Below are 16,570 nucleotides of genomic sequence, written 5' to 3'. Positions count from 1 at the left end.
ACACCCCCGCCATGACCGTGCCCACGCAGCCCATCGTCCTCGACCCCACCGGGGCCCGCGCCCACGACGAGCACCGCGAGTTGCGCGGGCAGGGCCCGGCGGCCCGCGTCGACATCCTGGGGGTGTCCGCCTGGGCGGTCACCGACCCCGCCCTGCTCAAGGAGCTGCTGACCAGCCCGGACGTCTCCAAGGACGCCCGCGCCCACTGGCCGGACTTCGCCGAGACGGTCCAGCGGTGGCCGCTGGCCCTGTGGGTCGCGGTGGAGAACATGTTCACCGCCTACGGGGCCGACCACCGGCGGCTGCGGCGCATGGTCGCCCCCGCGTTCAGCCACCGCCGCATCAGCGCCCTCCAGGAGGACATCGACACGGTCGTCACCGGCATCCTCGACCGCCTCGACGCGCTTCCGCCCGGCGAGACCGTCGACCTGCGCGAGCGGCTCGCCTTCCCGCTGCCCATCGCCGTCATCAGCCGGCTCATGGGCGTGCCGGCCGGGCAGCAGGACGCCTTCCGCCGCGTCGTCGACGGCGTCTTCGACACCACGCTGACCACCGAGCAGTCCGAGGCCAACACCGAGCAGCTGTACGAAGTCCTCCACCGGCTCATCGCCGCCAAGCGCGCCGAACCCGGCGACGACATGACGTCGCTGCTGATCACCTCGCGTGACGAGGACGAGGAGGGCGGCCTGTCGGAGGACGAACTCCGCGACACCCTGCTGCTGATGATCAGCGCCGGTTACGAGACCACCGGCAACGTCATCGACCAGGCGATCACCCAACTGCTGACCCACCCTGAACAGCTCGCGCTGCTCACCTCCGGCCGGGCCGACTGGGGTGACGCCGTCGAGGAGACCCTGCGCCTCGAACCGGCCGCGAGGCACCTGCCCCTGCGCTTCGCGTTGACCGACATCCCCCTGCCCGACGGCCGGACCATCGCGCGCGGCGAGGCGATCCTCGCCTCCTACGCCGCCGCCAATCGGCACCCCGACTGGCACGGCGAGACCGCGGACGCCTTCGACGTCACCCGCGCGTCCAAGGAACACCTCGCCTTCGGCCACGGCGTCCACTTCTGCCTCGGCGCCCCGCTCGCCCGCATGGAGGTCATCACGGCCCTGCGCCTGCTCTTCGAGCGCTTCCCGCGCCTGGAACTCGCCGTGCCCGCCACCGAGCTGCGCCCCCTCGGCTCCCTGATCAGCAACGGCCACCAGTCCCTCCCGGTCCGTCTCAGGCCCGCCACCGCGTGAGGGCGGCCCTCCGCCCGGAGGGGGAGGCGCAGCCGTGTCGTGACGAGGCGCAGCCGTGTCGTGAGGTGAAGTCGGACGAAGACGGATGACTGGCTCGGCGAGGACGGGGCACCCGTACATCTACACATATGTAGATTGCTTACGGAGAAAGGCAGCCAGCATGGAGATCTCAGGGATCATCACCGCGATCGTGATCGGTGTCGTCATCGGAATCCTGGGGCGTCTCGTCCTGCCGGGCCGCCAGCGCATCGGCGTGCTGTGGACCATCCTGGTCGGCATCATCGCCGCCCTCATCGGCACGGCCATCGCCGGAGCCCTGGACGTCGCCGACACCAAGGGCGTCGACTGGATCGAACTCGCCATCCAGATCGTCCTCGCCGCCGTCGGGGTCGCCGGCGTGGAACGGCTCAAGGGCCGACGCTGACCCTTGGTCCTTCCGCTCGGCGGAGGGCAGGGGGGAGGCGTCGCATGCGCTTCCCCCCTGCCGTCACGACAGGCCGGGATGGAAGGATTGGCCGGATGAACAGTGACAGCGCAGCCCTCGCCAACCCCGTGACCGCATCGCTGCTCGGAGCACACGCGCACCTGGGCCGACAGCTCGGGCAGGCGGCCACCTACCTGCCGGGGGTGTCGACCTTCTGCGCCCTGCCGGCCGAGCCCGGCGCCCAGGACTGGTCGGATCTGGCGAAGCTGCTGGGCCCCGGCGGTTTCGCCGACATGTTCAGCAGCCCGGCGCTCCCGCCGCCGGGCTGGGAGCCGGTCTTCGTCCTGGAGGGCCGCCAGATGCTCTGGCGCGACAGCCGCCCGCTCGACGACCGGCTCCCGGCGAGCGGTGCGGCGGCGGACGCGCCGGCGGTGGCCGAGCTGGGCCCGGACGACGTACCCGAGATGCTCGACCTCGTCGAGCGGGCCCAGCCGGGGCCGTTCGGACCCCGCACCCGCGAACTCGGCACCTATCTCGGCATCCGCGAGCGAGGGCGCCTGGTGGCGATGGCGGGCGAGCGGCTGCGGCCCCCGGGCTTCACCGAGATCAGCGCCGTGTGCACGGCTCCCGAGGCACGCGGCCGGGGCCATGCCGCCCGCCTGGTGCGGGCGCTGGCCGACCGCATCCTGGCCCGGGGCGACCACCCCTTCCTGCATGTGGCCGAGGCGAACACCGGAGCCATCGCCCTCTACGAACGCCTCGGCTTCGCAAGCCACCAGAAGGTGACCTTCCGCGGCTTCCGCACGCCGTGAGCCACTGGGCCGCCCGGCCCCTGCCTGCCCGTGCCGTCGACCGACCAGGTTTCAGCGTGGGGCCCGGCGCCGCCAAGGGCCCTCGGGCGCCAGCGTGTCGAGCAGCTCCAGCAGTCGCGGTGGTTCGACCGGGTCCGGCAGGGACCGGAGGTCCGGCCAGGCGAACCAGGCGTGCGAGTGCAGACTGGCCCGTTCTTCGGGCAGCAGCCCGGTCCGCAGCAGTGGTGGTCGTTCGACGGTGTAGCGGGCGATGAAGAACAGCTCCGTTGCGACGTGCCGCTTCCCCATCCATCGGACGTCACGGTCGACGGGCACCGACCGGTCAAGCACCGCGGCCGGGTCAAGGCCGGTCTCCTCGGAGAGTTCGCGCCGTGCCGCCGCGAGGGGTGTTTCGCCGGATTCGATGCCGCCACCTGGCGGCTCCCACAGGTAGGCGCCCTCGACCGGGTCCCGCCACCGCAGGAGAAGTATCCGGTCGGCGGCGTCCAGGCAGAGGATTCTCGCGGCGGGTCGATGCGTCGTCTCCACGAACGGGACGGTATGCCGCGTCCCGCCGCGAGGACCAGGCGGCAGCGGCGCCGCCACCCTCGCCCGGCGTCCCGCCGCGTCCGGCCCGGGAGCACCCCAGCCGTCTCCGGCGCGTATCTCCCGTACGAGGTCACTCGAACGGCGTCAGGTCGTGGCCGTCGCGCTGGGGCCGGGGCCGGGGCCCGGTGGAATGTGGACCGTCATGACGAGGTGGCAGGTGCCGCTGCCCGCACCGCGATAGGCGTGCGGGCTGTCGCCGTCGAACGTCGCCGTCTGGCCGGCCTCGACGGCATGCTCCCTGCCGTCGACCACGAGCGTCATCCGGCCGTGCGTGACGCTGACGGTCTCCACGACACCGGCCTGATGCGGATGGCTGGGATACTCCTCGCCCGGCTTTAGTTTCCAGCGCCACACCTCGACCGGGGCCGCCCCCGACGTGGTCAGCATGAGGCGGGCCTCGCCGCCGCGCTCACCCGCCCACAAGGGCACGACCTCGTCGGCGGACACCACCCGGACCCGCCCCTCCGCCGGCCCCTCCATCAGGGCGGACACCGAGATGCCGAGGGTGTCGGCGAGCCGGACCAGCGTGGCGAAGTTCGGGTTGCCCTGCGCCTTCTCCAGGCCCACCAGGGCGCCCTTGCTGACCTTGGCGCGCCGGCCCAGCTCGTCGAGGGACAGGCCCGCGCGCGTACGGGCCGCTCTGACGTTGTGCGCGAGCGTGCGCAGGGCTGCCTCTGCCTCGGGCACCTGATCACCGTCCTGACGTGTGCCGGGGGCCCGCTGGGGGGTGCGAGCCGTTGAGCGATGGAATGTACCGTCCGGTCGTTTGGTTGACAGGACGCGGTCGGTTCATTGTACGGTCGAGTCGTTCCATTGTGACAGTCGGCTGGTGTCCTGGCGCCGTCGTGCCTCAGCGCCCTGGCGCCGTCGGTCCGGGCGATCACGCCCCCGCCCTCCGCCGTAATCGCCCCGTAGGAGACCCCATGTTCATCCAGCCCTGGGACACCAGCCTGGACGACGCCGAGTGGCAGACCTGGATCGCCGAAGGCCACGACTTCGGCCTCCTGAGCGTCAACGGTCCGCCCGGCCAGGCCCCCGTCACCGTCCCCACCCACTTCACCGGCGGCGACGCGGGCCATCTGCTCATCCACCTCGCCCGGCCGAACCCGGTCTGGAAGGCGATCGAGCACGACCCGCACGTCACGTTCACCGTCATCGGCGACTACGCCTTCATCCCCGGCCCCTGGCGCGCCAAAGCCGGCACCCCGCCCGCCGAAGGCGTCCCCACCAGCTATTACGCCGCCGTCCAGTTCACCTGCCGCGCCCACATCATCGACGAGCCCGAGGCCAAGGCCGCACTGCTGCGCCGCCAGCTCGCCCACTTCCAGCCCCACGGCGACCATGCCCCCGTGGCCGTTGGCCAGGCCCCGTACGGCCGGATGCTGCCGGGCATCCGGGGGCTGCGCCTCGACGTCACCGACGTACGGGCCAAGTTCAAGTACGACGACCACAAGCCGGTCGAGCAGCGCGCCGGCATCGCCGACCGCCTCACCGAACGCGCCCAGGGGCTCGACGCGCCCACCGCGCGGCAGCAGCGCCGCCGCCTGGACCGCATGGGCCCTTGGGAGGCCTGACCCGCCGCCCCGGCTCCCACCCCACGTCACACTCCCCCGCCCCGACCCGTCCAGCCATCCGTCACCGCTTCAGGAACAGAGCCCTCCCTCATGACCCTTCGCATCGACCCCGCCGTCACCGACGCCTTCCCCGACACCCGGATCGCCGTGGTCACCGCCACGGGGCTGCGCGGCCATGAGCCGTGGCCCGCCACCGCTGCCGCCGTCCAGGAGCTGGAGCAGCGGCTCGCCGACGGCGTCTGGCGGCCGGCCGACGAGACCGATCCGCGCATCGAGGCGTGGCACACCGTCTACCGCTCCTTCGGCACCAACCCGCGCCGCGTCCGGCCCAGCGTCGACGCGCTCGGCCGCCGCATGGCCAAGAAGGGCACCCTGCCGCGCGTCAACCCGGCCGTCGACTCGTACAACACGGTCTCCGTCCGGCACGCCCTGCCCGCGGGCGCCTTCGACCTCGACCAGGTCGCGGGCCACATCGACATCCGGCACGCCGAAGGCGCCGAGGAGTTCACCCCGCTCGGCGAGCCGGACACCGTCGAGAACCCCAAGGCCGGCGAGATCATCTACACGGACGCCGTCGGCGTCCTGACCCGCCACTGGAACCACCGCGACGCCCACCGCACCCGGGTCACCGAGGACTCCACCCGCGTCGCGTTCGTGCTGGAGACCGTGCACGCCACCCGGGACGGCCACCTCCTCGAAGCCGCCGCGGACGAACTGCGGGACCTGCTCGCCCCGCACGCCGACCTGACCGCCGTCCACCACCTCAGCGCCGCCCACCCCCACGCCGACCTGGCTGGTGGGTTCACCGAGCGCCCTTGATCGTCTTCGGAGCGACGCCTAGGCTCCCATGCCCATGGAGACGGGGGAGCCGGACCGCGGGCGGCGGGCATGGCATGACGGGCCGGTCAGGCGTCGCGTCGTCGCGGGTCTGTCGGCCGGGGCGGGGTTGGTCGTTCTCGGCACGGTGTTCGTCGTGCTGCCGGGGGTGGTGGTCGACCACGATCTGGCCGGGGCGAGCGTCGCCGCGAAGGATCGGCTGAAGGCGGTGAACGATGTCCGTACGACGCTTCTGCAGGTGGTCGGCGGCCTGGTCGTCCTCTTCGGCGCGTACGCCACCTGGCGGCAACTGCGGGTGAGCCAGGACGGTTTGCGCGCCACCCAGGAGGGCTATGTCACCGACCGGTTCACCCGGGCCGTCGAGCAGCTCGGCAGCGACAATCTGGATGTGCGCATCGGCGGGTTGCACGCGCTGTGGCGGATCGCGGAGCAGTCCGCCCGCGACCGGGAGGCCATCATCTCCATCCAGGCCGCGTATCTGCGCACCCATCTGCCCTGGCCGCCGGCCGGGCCGGGGGCGCCGGCGGCGGACGTGCATATCAACGACATCGCACCCTTGGAGACCCGCGCCGCCGACACCCAGGTGGCGCTGACCGCGCTCGGCGTGCTGTGCCGTCACCGGGAGCAGTCCTGGGTCAATCTCAGCATCACCGACCTGCGCCGGGCCGACTGCGACGGACTGTGGTTTCCCGAGGTCAACTTCGACCGCGCCCGCATGGAGGCGGCGGGCCTGTACCACGCCAATCTGACCCAGGCGTCCCTGGTCTCGGTCAACCTGCGGCACGCCGACCTCACGACGGCGATCCTCCGCCGGGCTCGCTGCGTCCTGGCCGACCTGCGGGCCGCGAAGCTGGTCGAAACCGACTTGCGTGACGCCGACTTCACCGAGGCCGACCTGCGCGAGGCGAACCTGCGCAAGGCCGACGCGCACGGCGCGGTCTTCCACCGCGCCGACCTCGGCATGGCCGACCTGCGCGGCGCCGACCTGAGCACCGCCCATCTCTCCGACGCACGCCTGACCGGCGCTCTGGCCAGTGAGTTCACCCGCTGGCCCGCCGGTTTCGACCACACGGCCGCCGGAGTCGTCGACACCGACGACCCCGGGCCTGAGCCCTCGCCCCTGCTCCAGCCGCCCGGGATGACCTGGCAGGCGCCGCCGCTGCGGTCCGCTTCCTGACCCGGACGCGCCGGTCAGGACTGGGCGACCACGATCCTCCCGACCGGCGCGCCTTCTGCTCCGCGGCGTCCTGCCCTACGGCGCGGAGGCCCGAGGCCGGTCGACGATTCCCGCGACGATCCGCAGCAGCCGCTCCCCCACCCGGTCGATGCTGCCGTTCTGCGTGCTGACCTGCGCGCCTTCGAGGGCGAAGGTGATCTCGGCGGCGGCCTGCTCGGGGTCGGGGAGCCCGGCGTCGGCGCACATGCCGACCAGCCTGCGGGTCTGGCGGGCCTTGTGCTCCTCGATCACCTGCCGGGCGGGGTGGGAGCGGTCGGGCAGCTCCGCGAGGGAGTTGATGAACGGGCAGCCACGGTGCGAGAGCGTCGGCAGCCCCTCGGCGATGAAGCGCGCCAGGCCGAGGATCTGCTCCCTCGGCCGACCGGGGTGTTCGGTCTCGACCCGGTCGAAGGCCGCCTGGTAGTCGGCGGCGAGGATGCGCAGCCACTCCGCCACCAGGGCGTCCTTGGTGTCGAAGTGGCGGTAGATCGCCATCTTGGTGGTCTCGGCCCGCTCGGCGATCGCCTGGACGCCGACCCGCGCGATCCCCTGGCTCTGGAACAGCTCCTCCGCCGCGTCGAGGATGCGCTCGCGCGGCGGCAGCTTGGCCACTCTGCTCGGCCTGCTTGCCGTGGATGTCATCACCGCTCCGTGGGTCCTGAGTTCCGAACGCCTGCTACGGTACCAACCCGTCCTGCACGATACCGATCGGTATCGTGCAGGACTGAACGGTATCCACCTGCGTGGCGAAGGTACTGAGGAGTGGCAGTGAAAGTCAGCGAATACGTGGGTCATGACGCGGTCGGCCTCGCGGATCTGGTGGCCAGGGGCGAGGTGAGCCCCGCCGAGGTGGAAGCGGCCGCACGCGAGGCCGCGCGTTCGGTCGGTCCGCGGATCAACGCCGTCGTCGAGACGTGGGAGACCCGCGACGAACCGGCCCCCGGCGGCGCGCCGCTGGCCGGGGTGCCCTTCCTCATCAAGGACATCGGTGTCGCCATGGCCGGCAGGCGGATGGAGCTGGGCAGCCGTCTCGCGGCGGGCCACGTCGCGCAGGCCGACTCCGCGCTGATGCGGCGCTTCCGCCGCGCGGGGCTCGTGACGTTCGGGCGTACCGCGACACCGGAACTCGCCTACAGCATCACGACGGAGCCCGCGCTGTACGGGCCGACGCGCAACCCCTGGGACCTCGGGCGGAGCGCGGGCGGTTCCAGCGGCGGCGCGGGCGCGGCCGTCGCCGCCGGCGTGGTCCCGGCCGCGCACGCCACGGACGCGGCGGGCTCGCTCCGCATCCCCGCGGCCCACAACGGCCTCTTCGGGCTCAAGGCCACGCGCGGCCGCGTCTCCATGGGGCCCGGCGCGGACGAGTTGTTCAGCGGTTTGGCCGTGCAGGGCGTCGTCAGCCGCACCGTGCGCGACAGCGCGGTCCTGCTCGACCGGATCAGCGGGCCCGAGCCGGGCGATCCGTACTCCGCCCCGGAGCCGAGCCGCGCCTACGCCGAGGAGGTCAGCCGCGATCCGGGTGCGCTGCGGATCGGTGTCCTCCCGCAGGGGTGGGGTGGGCGCCGTACCGCCCCGCCGGTCGCCGACGCCCTGTCCCGCACCGTGGCCCTGCTGGAATCCCTCGGCCACCGGGTGACCGAGGCACAGGTCGGTCTCGGGGCGGACTGGGAGGAGTTCGTCCTGGCCACCGCCCGGCTGATGACGGCGAACCTCGCGGCTTCGGTCGACGAGCTCGCGGCGGCCTTCGACCGGCCCGTCGACTCCTCGACCCTGGAGGCGGAGACCCTTGCCGGCTACCGCTACGGGCAGCGGGTCACCGGCCCCCGGCTCGTCGCCGCGCTCGGGATACGGAACCGGGTGGGCCGAAGCCTGGCCCGGCACTTCGACGCCTACGCCGTGCTGCTCACCCCGACGCTGCCGGAGCTCCCCCCGGCCCTCGGGGTGTACGCGGAGGGCGCGGAGGCCCTGGACGGCTTCGGCTGGATCGCCCGGCTCAACGACCGCTCGCCGTTCACCATGGCGTTCAACGTGGCGGGCACGCCGGCCATGTCCGTGCCCGTGACGGCCGACCCCGGCACCGGGCTCCCCATCGGCATGCAGTTCGCCGCCGGTCACGGGAGGGAGGGCCGCCTGTTCCGACTGGCCGGCCAACTCGAACAGGCGAGCCCGTGGGCGGGCCGGACCCCGGCGGTGTGGGCAGGGGACGCCGCGGCCCTGTGAGGTCTGCTGTCCGGCACCGTGCCGGGAGCGGCGGGCGGGTCAGGTCCGGCGGGCGTACGAGGCGAGGCGGTCGGCGAGTGCGGCGACGAGGTCCCGCAGTTCGTCGGGGCTCTCGACGGTGAACGGCCGGTCGAGGGAGGCGAGCACCGGGGGCAGCCAGTCGAGGCGCTCCACCCGGAGTTCGACGCGCAGCCAGCGTTCGGCCGCCAAGTCCGCCTCGGGGGCGGTTTCTTCGATGGTCGCCACGCCGGCCGGGAGGCGGGTGCGGATCTGCTCGACCGTCCCGTGGACGCGCAAGATCACGTGGTGCCGGTACGCGGCCGTGGCGAAGCCGGTGATGACGCGCTCCGCCGGGTCGAGCCCCTCGGGCGCCTCGAACGAGCCCGGCAGGGGTCTCGCCTCCGCGATGCGGTCGAGCCGGAAGGTGCGGTCCTCTTCCAGCTCGGGGTCGGCGCCCGTGACGTACCAGCGGCCCGCGTGGGTGACGATCCCGTACGCGTGCAGGGTGCGGTTGCCGCGCCGGCCTTCGCGGTCGGTGTATCTGATCGTGAGTGGCCGCCGGTGGCGTACCGCGTCGGCGAGGGCGAGGAGGACGTCGGTGTCCGGGGCGGCGGGCTCGCCCGGCCGGTCGGTGAAGGCGAGGGATTCCAGGACGGTGTCGAGTCGGTGGGCGAGGCGCGCGGGCAGCGCGCGCCGGATCTTGGCCGCGGCCGTCTCGCTCGCCGTTCCGGCCGTCGTCAGTCCCGCTCGGCGGCCGGCGGCCAGGCCGAGCAGGACGGCGAGCGCCTCGTCGTCGGTGAGCATGAGGGGCGGCATGCGGTAGCCGGGGGCGAGCCGGTAGCCGCCGTAGCGGCCTCGCACCGATTCGACGGGTACGTCGATGTCGACCAGGTGGTCCACGTACCGCCGCACGGTCCGGCCGTCGACGCCGAGTCTGTCGGCGAGTTCGGCCACGGTGCGGGTGCCGCCGGACTGCAGGAGTTCCAGGAGGGCGAGGACGCGGCCGGTGGGGCGGGACATGTTCCCCAGCGTAGGGCGAATACTGGACGGGTTCTGTCCTCTATCTGTTCTAGCGTGCGGCGGGCAACGACGTCACCAGCCGAAGAGCAAGAGGACCACCATGTATTTCGTCTCCATCCGCGTCATCACCGCCGACGTCGCGCGGCTCGTCTCGTTCTACGAGAAGGCCACCGGAGTGGCGGCATCCTGGGCCACGGAGGACTTCGCCGAGATCAGGACCTCCGGCGCGACGCTCGCGATCGCGAGCACGCGGACGGTCCCGCTGTTCGCGCCCCGGTCCGCCCGTCCGGCGGAGAACCACAGCGTGATCACGGAGTTCCTGGTCGACGACGTGGACCAGGTGTACGCGAACCTGACGGACGTCGTCGACGACTTCGTCAACGAACCCACGACCATGCCGTGGGGCAATCGCGCCCTGCTGTTCCGCGACCCGGACGGCAACCTCGTCAACTTCTTCACCCCGGTCACGGAGGCGGCCATCGCGAGGCACGAGAACACCACCCCCGAGCACCACTGAACAGCGCCACCCCCGGTCCGACTGAACCGCCCCTGAGCCGTCCGCGTCACAGGACGGAACCGCCTCGCTTCGGCTCGCCGCCTCCGCGCGGCCGGGGGGCTCATGGACGGTCGGTCATTCTCACGCCTCGCCGGCTCGCGAGCGGCGGCCGCGCTGGTGGCCGTCGGCCTGGCGGCTGTCTGCGGGTGCGGCGGTGAGGGAGCGGAGGGCAGTGACACCGGGCGTCCGGGGGACCACGCCCGGCACCCTCCCGCCACAGCCGGTCACCCGCTCGACCGAGTGGTCCGGATCGTCGAGGAAGGGCGCTCGGTGACGGTGGCGGCCCTGCACGGGGCGTGCGGCGACGGTGTCGAGGTGAGCGCCGTCGGGACGCGCGGCCGTGTCGTGCTGACGGCCACCGTCACGGGGCGCCGGAACGGCGGCGACCGCACCGAGCGGGCACGCATGCGGCAGGTGGCCGTGGAACTGCGGCGCCCCCTCGGCGGGCGTCCGCTCGTCGATGCCCGTACCGGGCGGCCCGTCCCCGGAAGGGGCCCGGCGGGAAGCCCTCAGCGGGGGTCAGGCGGTGGGCGGCAGTTGTGCCGTCGAGCCGCGGACGACCAGTTCTGGTTCGAAGAGCTTGTTGCTCGTCCCGTAGTCACCCGCCGGGAGGTGGACGCCCCTCAGCTTGCCGCTGGTGTGCATGCGGACTTTGTCCAGGGCGTTCTGCACGTCCTGGTGGTCGAACCGGGCGGGCACGACGTATGCACCCGGGTCGGGGTCGGTCTTCGGCGCCACCTGCTCCAGTTCGACGGAGTCGATGGCGTAGCGGGAGGTGTTGGCGCTGTCCTTCTGCAACTTGGTCCTACTGCCCGCCTTGACCGTCCCGCCGAGCATCGCGTGTGCCTCGTCGTGGATGTGCCGGGCGGGGCCCGCGCCGGGTGAGTTGCCGGGTGCGGCTTCGTCCCCGTACAGCCAGGCGTACTCGGAGGTGAGGTAGATCGCCTTGCGGAAGGTGCCGCCGACGTAGATGCTCAGGGTCGCCTCGGTGCCGCCGCCCGGTGCGTCGCACCGTCGCGGTCAGCGGCAGCTCCGAACTCCTCGACGCGGCGAAGGTCGACGGCGTGGGACCGCTGACGACGATGTGGCGCGTGGTGCTGCCGCTCGCCCGGCCGATCCTCGCGGTGGTCTCCGTCCTGTCCGTCGTCACGGCCTGGAAGGACTTCCTCTGGCCGCTGCTCGTCCTGCCCGACCCGGCGCGGCAGCCGCTGCTCCGAAGGTCCGGAAGGAGCACGAGGACGTGCTGCGCTTCTGGTTCGAGCGCGGGGGCGGGCCGATGTGCGCGTCGACTCGGCGGCGCTGCTCGCGAAGGCCGACGGGCTGCCCTCCATGGACCCCGCACGACCGCACCCCTTCCACGACCGGCCCGAGCTGCACGGCATCTACCGCTCCTGGCGGCGGATCGCCGACGAGTACGGGGCCGCGCTCATCGGCGAGATCTGGCTGCCGGACGCGGAGCGGTTCGCCCGCTACCTGCGCCCCGACGAGCTGCACACCGCCTTCAACTTCGACTTCCTCTCCCGGCCCTGGGACCCGGCGCGGCTGCGGGAGTCGATCGACCTCACCCTGTCGACCCACGCCCCCGTCGGCGCGCCCGCCACCTGGGTCCTCGCCAACCACGACGTGACCCGTACGGCCACCCGCTACGGCGGGCCGACGACACCGGCTTCGCCTTCGAGCGCAAGCGCTTCGGCGTCCCCGCCGACCTGGCGCTCGGCACCCGCAGGGCCCGTGCCGCCGCCCTGCTCACCCTGGCGCTGCCCGGCTCGCTCTACCCGTACCAGGGCGAGGAGTTGGGGCTTGCCGGAGGCGGAGATCCCCCGGGAGCGCATCCAGGACCCGACGCACGCCCGCTCCGGCGGGGTCGACCCGGGCAGGGACGGCTGCCCGACGCACGCCCGCTCCGGCGGGGTCGACCCGGGCAGGGACGGCTGCCCGGCGCCGCTGCCGTGGGACGGCGTCCCGGAGCGCAGCCGGCTGCCGGTGCAGCCGGACTGGGCTTACGCCGCCGAGGGTCAGGCGCGCGACCGGGCTCGATGCTCACCCTGTACCGCACGGCGCTGCGGCTGCGGCGCTCCTTCGGCGACGCGGGACCGCTGCGCCGGCTCCGCGCCGACGAGCCGTACGTCCTGTCCTTCGCGCGCGCCTCCGAGCGGGACGGCGCCACGTGGATCTGCCTGGTCAACTTCGGCCCCGAGGACGTGGCGCCGTCCGCGGGCGCCGAACTCCTGCCGGCCAGCGGCCCCCTGTCAGCGCGGGGGCGGCTGCCGCGGGACGCGGCGGTCTGACTGCGGGCCTGAGCACCGTCGGCGCCGCCGTCGAGCGCACCGCTCCCGCTGCCCGCGTCGACCGATCGTGCCGCCATGATCTCGAACCGTCCCTAGCGCTGCCGGAGTCCCCCGGGCATCACTCCGCCGGTCGGAGCGGCCCCACGACTCCGGCGGGTTCTACGGGTGACGCGGCTGCTAGCCGCGGCGGGCGGCAGGATAGCCTCGCCGCCGTGACCATCGACTCGCGTACGAGCACCACGGACGCCACCGGGGGCGTCACCGCGGCGGCCGGGCGGGGGCGCGCCGCCACGCGGTGTGTCGACATCGCCGCCCTGCTGACGCCGCTCCTCGTGTTCGCCGTCCCGTCGGCGCTGGTCCGGGCCGGAATGATCAATGACGGTTTCCTGCTCCTCAATCTGTGCTCACTGCTCGTCAGCGCCCTGGTGGCGGTCTACGGCCACATGTGCTGGCACGCCCGCCCGGCCAACGGGGACCTGCTCTGTGCCCGCACCCTCACCGGGCGGCGCACCCTCGACCTCACCCGGCTGACCAAGGTCGGCCGCCTTGAGGTGCCCGGCCAGACGCGGACCGACGACCGGCTGATCCTGACGGACGCGCACGGCGTGCGGCTCGTCGTGCACAAGCTGCGCGGCGGCGACGGCACCGTCGACAACCTGGTCCGGCGGGCGCTGACGAGGCGGCCGCCCGGCGCCGGAGTGGTGGTGTCGGACCGGGCCGCCGAACGTCTCGGGCTGCGGGCGGAAGTGGCCCGCCCGCACGGCCGTCTTTGCCCCGGACGCAAGATCCGCGAAGGTCTCGTCGGATGGCTGCCGCTGCTGTCCGTCCTCGTGCTGACGCCGGTGTCCATCGGGCTCCTGCTGCTCGCCCTGACGCTCTCCGGGGCCGTCTGAACCGGGACGCGAACCGGTACCGGACACGGCTCGCGCCGCATGGCCGGAATCCCATCTTGACGGCGCCCGGCCGAAGTCTATGGTCTGGACTAATCGGCAGCCGGGCACATCCCACCCCACTGCTCGGCCCCCGTACCGCTCCGCCGCCCCACGAGCACTTCACGTCGCACACCCCCAGGAAGCACGCCCCGTGAAGGAGTACGCATGGACAAGAAGCGGAAGATGGCCGCGGTGATCGGCGCCGGCATGGCACCCGTCCTCGCCCTGACCCTGCCGACCGGTTCGGCCAGTGCCCACGGATACGTCAACGGTCCCGCGAGCCGCCAGGCGCAGTGCGCCGCGCGCACGGTGGCCTGCGGCGACATCAAGTACGAGCCGCAGAGCGTGGAGGGTCCCAAGGGCCTGCGCAGCTGCAGCGGCGGCAACGCCCGGTTCGCCGAACTGGACAACGACAGCAAGGGCTGGAAGGTCAGCGACGTCAGCAGGACGCAGACCTTCACCTGGACGTTCACCGCCCGGCACCGCACCGCGAACTACGAGTACTTCGTCGACGGCACGAAGGTCGCCACCATCGACGGCCACAACCAGCAGCCGCCGTCGACCGTCTCCCACCAGGTCAACCTCGGCAACTTCACCGGCAGGCACAAGGTCCTCGCGGTGTGGAACATCGGCGACACGTCCAACGCCTTCTACGCGTGCATCGACGTCAACATCCGCTGAGCACGCCGTCGGTCTGACGCCTCCTCCGCCGTCCTCACCACGTCCGTGCCCACCGCGTTGGTCCTGGCGCGCCGGTTCAGCCGCCCTGTGATGGCAGACCGGCCCGTCTCCCGCGAGACTGAGTGGTGCAACGTGCAACGAACCCGCACGACCGCGTGAGGACGCAGAGGAGACACCAGATGCTGTTCGGCAAAGAGCATGTCAGGCGCTACCAGGAGACCGACGGCGCGGAGGGCCACGACTGGCAGAACACCACGGTGCTGATCCTCACCACCACCGGCCGCAAGAGCGGGGAACCGCGCAGCACTCCCCTGATCTACCGGCCGTACGGTGACGCGGTCCTGGTGGTCGCCTCCAACGGGGGCGCCGACGCGCCGCCCCTGTGGTACCGCAACCTGGAGGCGAACCCCGAGGTGCAGGTGCAGATCAAGGGCGACCGCTACACCGCCCGGGCCCGCACCGCGACCCCGGACGAGAAGCCGGACATGTGGCGGACGATGGTCGCCACGTGGCCGGCGTACGAGGAGTACCAGACCAAGACCGAGCGGTCGATCCCGGTGGTGGTCCTGGACCGCGTCTGAGCGAGCAGCGCCTTCCGGCCCCCGGCGGACGTGACTGCCGGGGGCCCTCCCGTGCCAGGGGGCCGGCGGCCCCGTGGTCCTAGACGGTGCTGAGCGGATGTGCCGCCGTGGCCGAGCGCGGGGGCCAGGCGCGGGGGGCCAGGATGCCGAGGACGTAGGCGCGCGCCACGAGGGCCGGGCGGGTCGCCGCGCCCAGCAGATGGCGCAGGCGGCTGAGGTGGTAGTCGACCGTCTGGCGGGACAGGTTCAGTGAGGTCGCTATGCCGCTGTTGCTGCTGCCCTCCGCCAGGAGGGAGAGGATGCGGACCTGCGCGGCGGTGAGCGAGGGACGGGCCTCGTGGGCGAGGCTCTGGTGGGTGACGACGGCCCAGACGTGCCGGGCCCGCGCGGTCGTGTGGCCGATCGTCGTCAGGTGGAGCTGTGCGCGCCGGTGCAGGCCGTGGGCGTCCACGAGGACCGCCGAGGTCTCCACCCGTCTGGTGCGACGCGCTATCAGGGTGTTCCACCGGTGGTGCAGCCGGTCGAGGCCGGGCTCCGGGGCCAGCAAGGTGTGCGCCCGGCGGCCGACCAGTTCATGGAGGCTGATCCCGAACAGTTCGGCCGCCGCCGCGCTCGCCTCGACCACGCGGCCGTTCGCCGAGAGCAGTGCGCAGGGCAGCCCGCTGTGGTCGCGCAGCGCCTGGAGGTTCTCCTCGGCCTCCTGCCACTGGACCGTGGCGCGCAGGTGGTCGGTGACGTCCACGTAGATTCCGGCCACGCAGGTCCGCGCGCCCTCCCGTACGGGGAAGCGGTGGCCCACGGCCCGGCCCGCGCTGCCGTCGGGGCGCCGGTAGCCGATGGTGTGGCGTACGGGCGTGCCGCGGTCGAGTATCTCCTGGTCGAGGGTGCGGAACTGGTCGGCGTCGGCCGGTGCGTCGAAGTCCTCGATGCACTTGCCCACCACCTCCTCCGGCACGGTGCCGTAGAGGTGCGCGTAGGCGTGGTTGGCCCACAGGTAGCGGCCGTCGCTGTCCCGTATGAAGGCGGCGGCCGGCGCGAGGTCCACGAGGTCGGCGAAGGCGGCGTATCGCCGCGGTGTCCCGGCGGGGGCGTCGGCCTCCACCGCCGGGCCGTGCGCATGGCTGGGGGCGCGGCTCTCGTGGTGGGGCCGGCCCGCGTCGAAGGCGCGGCCCCGCTCCGGCACCGGCCCCGTGTCGTCCACGTCCGACCAGTACACGGGGAGGTGTTCGCGCGGTGCCCTGAGCCTGGAATCGTCCACAGTGGTCTCCGTCCGTATATGACTGACTGACAGTCAGTCACCTTGCGTCGGATGTCCGGCCCTGTCGCCCACACGATCCCGCCGCCCGGCCGAAGCGCCGGGGGTCGCGGGCTCTCAGGCAAATGCCTGAGTCGTGCACGGCCTCGGCGGTCTCACGGGCGCCTGCCACCTGTTCCCCTTGAGTGAGCGGGTGAACACGCCCCGCCACGTGGACCCGGGGGCTCCCCGGACTCACCACGCCATCCCCCCGCATACGGCGATCCGTGGAATCCGGACGAATGGAGACGAACTTCAGTGAGCAAGGTGCTGTTAGTGCATGCCAAGGGTGGTCCGCCGCTC

At 72.8% G+C, this 16,570-nt stretch carries 16 protein-coding genes and 3 pseudogenes; 13 read left to right on the top strand and 6 right to left on the bottom strand.

The window, feature by feature from the left end; genetic code table 11:
* The first annotated feature begins 11 nt into the window (after positions 1-11).
* The 3 genes from DCW30_RS17440 (at position 12) to DCW30_RS17430 (ending at position 2,480) form a co-directional block, all read left to right on the top strand.
* The gene (locus tag DCW30_RS17440) at positions 12-1,244 is read left to right on the top strand and encodes a cytochrome P450 family protein (RefSeq protein ID WP_076687710.1); all 1,233 of its coding nucleotides are present in this window, start codon (positions 12-14) and stop codon (positions 1,242-1,244) included.
* A 160-nt stretch (positions 1,245-1,404) separates the two neighbouring features.
* Entirely contained in the window at positions 1,405-1,668 is a 264-nt protein-coding gene (locus tag DCW30_RS17435) for a GlsB/YeaQ/YmgE family stress response membrane protein (protein WP_062768635.1), read from the top strand.
* Positions 1,669-1,763: 95 nt separating this feature from the next.
* Positions 1,764-2,480 (top strand): GNAT family N-acetyltransferase, encoded by a 717-nt coding sequence (locus tag DCW30_RS17430; protein ID WP_076687709.1) that lies wholly within the window; start codon positions 1,764-1,766, stop codon positions 2,478-2,480.
* A 51-nt stretch (positions 2,481-2,531) separates the two neighbouring features.
* Here the strand turns inward: DCW30_RS17430 and DCW30_RS17425 are convergent, their stop codons facing one another.
* Positions 2,532-3,008: an NUDIX hydrolase gene (locus DCW30_RS17425; RefSeq protein WP_076687708.1), complete on the bottom strand. Its 477-nt coding sequence runs from the start codon at positions 3,006-3,008 to the stop codon at positions 2,532-2,534.
* A gap of 144 nt (positions 3,009-3,152) precedes the next feature.
* Entirely contained in the window at positions 3,153-3,755 is a 603-nt protein-coding gene (locus DCW30_RS17420; RefSeq protein WP_076687707.1) for a helix-turn-helix domain-containing protein, read from the bottom strand.
* Between the two features lie 236 nt (positions 3,756-3,991).
* Between DCW30_RS17420 and DCW30_RS17415 the strand changes: the two genes are divergently transcribed.
* The 3 genes from DCW30_RS17415 (at position 3,992) to DCW30_RS17405 (ending at position 6,656) form a co-directional block, all read left to right on the top strand.
* Positions 3,992-4,642, top strand: a complete 651-nt coding sequence (locus DCW30_RS17415) for an FMN-binding negative transcriptional regulator (RefSeq protein WP_076687706.1) — start codon at positions 3,992-3,994, stop codon at positions 4,640-4,642.
* 90 nt (positions 4,643-4,732) lie between these two features.
* Positions 4,733-5,461 carry a B3/B4 domain-containing protein gene (locus DCW30_RS17410; RefSeq protein WP_076687705.1) on the top strand — a complete coding sequence of 243 codons (729 nt, stop codon included), beginning with the start codon at positions 4,733-4,735 and terminating at the stop codon, positions 5,459-5,461.
* A gap of 34 nt (positions 5,462-5,495) precedes the next feature.
* Complete coding sequence (locus tag DCW30_RS17405) at positions 5,496-6,656, top strand: pentapeptide repeat-containing protein (protein ID WP_237283598.1); 1,161 nt, start codon at positions 5,496-5,498, stop codon at positions 6,654-6,656.
* Positions 6,657-6,731: 75 nt separating this feature from the next.
* On the opposite strand, the gene DCW30_RS17400 is transcribed toward DCW30_RS17405, so the two are convergent.
* Positions 6,732-7,337, bottom strand: coding sequence for a TetR/AcrR family transcriptional regulator (locus DCW30_RS17400; protein ID WP_076687703.1), 606 nt, complete (start codon positions 7,335-7,337; stop codon positions 6,732-6,734).
* Positions 7,338-7,463: 126 nt separating this feature from the next.
* Between DCW30_RS17400 and DCW30_RS17395 the strand changes: the two genes are divergently transcribed.
* Positions 7,464-8,915: an amidase gene (locus DCW30_RS17395; RefSeq protein WP_076687702.1), complete on the top strand. Its 1,452-nt coding sequence runs from the start codon at positions 7,464-7,466 to the stop codon at positions 8,913-8,915.
* A 39-nt stretch (positions 8,916-8,954) separates the two neighbouring features.
* Here DCW30_RS17395 and DCW30_RS17390 read toward each other — a convergent pair whose 3' ends face one another.
* Positions 8,955-9,935 (bottom strand): helix-turn-helix transcriptional regulator, encoded by a 981-nt coding sequence (locus DCW30_RS17390; RefSeq protein ID WP_076687701.1) that lies wholly within the window; start codon positions 9,933-9,935, stop codon positions 8,955-8,957.
* A gap of 100 nt (positions 9,936-10,035) precedes the next feature.
* Between DCW30_RS17390 and DCW30_RS17385 the strand changes: the two genes are divergently transcribed.
* Positions 10,036-10,452: a VOC family protein gene (locus tag DCW30_RS17385; protein WP_076687700.1), complete on the top strand. Its 417-nt coding sequence runs from the start codon at positions 10,036-10,038 to the stop codon at positions 10,450-10,452.
* Positions 10,453-11,070: 618 nt separating this feature from the next.
* On the opposite strand, the pseudogene DCW30_RS17380 reads toward DCW30_RS17385, so the two are convergent.
* Positions 11,071-11,499 (bottom strand): annotated as a pseudogene (locus tag DCW30_RS17380) (carbohydrate-binding protein); the annotation flags it as partial.
* On the opposite strand from DCW30_RS17380, the pseudogene DCW30_RS38355 reads away from it, so the two are divergent.
* From DCW30_RS38355 to DCW30_RS17355, 5 genes and pseudogenes are all read left to right on the top strand, one after another.
* Positions 11,493-11,627, top strand: a pseudogene (locus tag DCW30_RS38355) (ABC transporter permease subunit); the annotation flags it as partial. The pseudogenes DCW30_RS17380 and DCW30_RS38355 sit on opposite strands and share 7 nt — an antisense overlap.
* Positions 11,628-11,674: 47 nt before the next feature.
* Positions 11,675-12,779 (top strand): annotated as a pseudogene (locus tag DCW30_RS17370) (alpha-amylase family glycosyl hydrolase); the annotation flags it as partial.
* 212 nt (positions 12,780-12,991) lie between these two features.
* Positions 12,992-13,672 carry a hypothetical protein gene (locus DCW30_RS17365; protein ID WP_076687698.1) on the top strand — a complete coding sequence of 227 codons (681 nt, stop codon included), beginning with the start codon at positions 12,992-12,994 and terminating at the stop codon, positions 13,670-13,672.
* A 204-nt stretch (positions 13,673-13,876) separates the two neighbouring features.
* Entirely contained in the window at positions 13,877-14,392 is a 516-nt protein-coding gene (locus DCW30_RS17360; protein ID WP_062768686.1) for a lytic polysaccharide monooxygenase auxiliary activity family 9 protein, read from the top strand.
* Between the two features lie 179 nt (positions 14,393-14,571).
* Positions 14,572-14,973 carry a nitroreductase family deazaflavin-dependent oxidoreductase gene (locus tag DCW30_RS17355; protein ID WP_076687697.1) on the top strand — a complete coding sequence of 134 codons (402 nt, stop codon included), beginning with the start codon at positions 14,572-14,574 and terminating at the stop codon, positions 14,971-14,973.
* Positions 14,974-15,052: 79 nt separating this feature from the next.
* Here the strand turns inward: DCW30_RS17355 and DCW30_RS17350 are convergent, their stop codons facing one another.
* Positions 15,053-16,231 (bottom strand): PAS domain S-box protein, encoded by a 1,179-nt coding sequence (locus DCW30_RS17350; protein WP_076687696.1) that lies wholly within the window; start codon positions 16,229-16,231, stop codon positions 15,053-15,055.
* Positions 16,232-16,570: the final 339 nt, after the last annotated feature.

Source organism: Streptomyces alfalfae, assembly GCF_004127445.1.
Lineage (GTDB): Bacteria > Actinomycetota > Actinomycetes > Streptomycetales > Streptomycetaceae > Streptomyces > Streptomyces alfalfae.
This window is presented reverse-complemented; position numbering and strand designations above follow the sequence as displayed.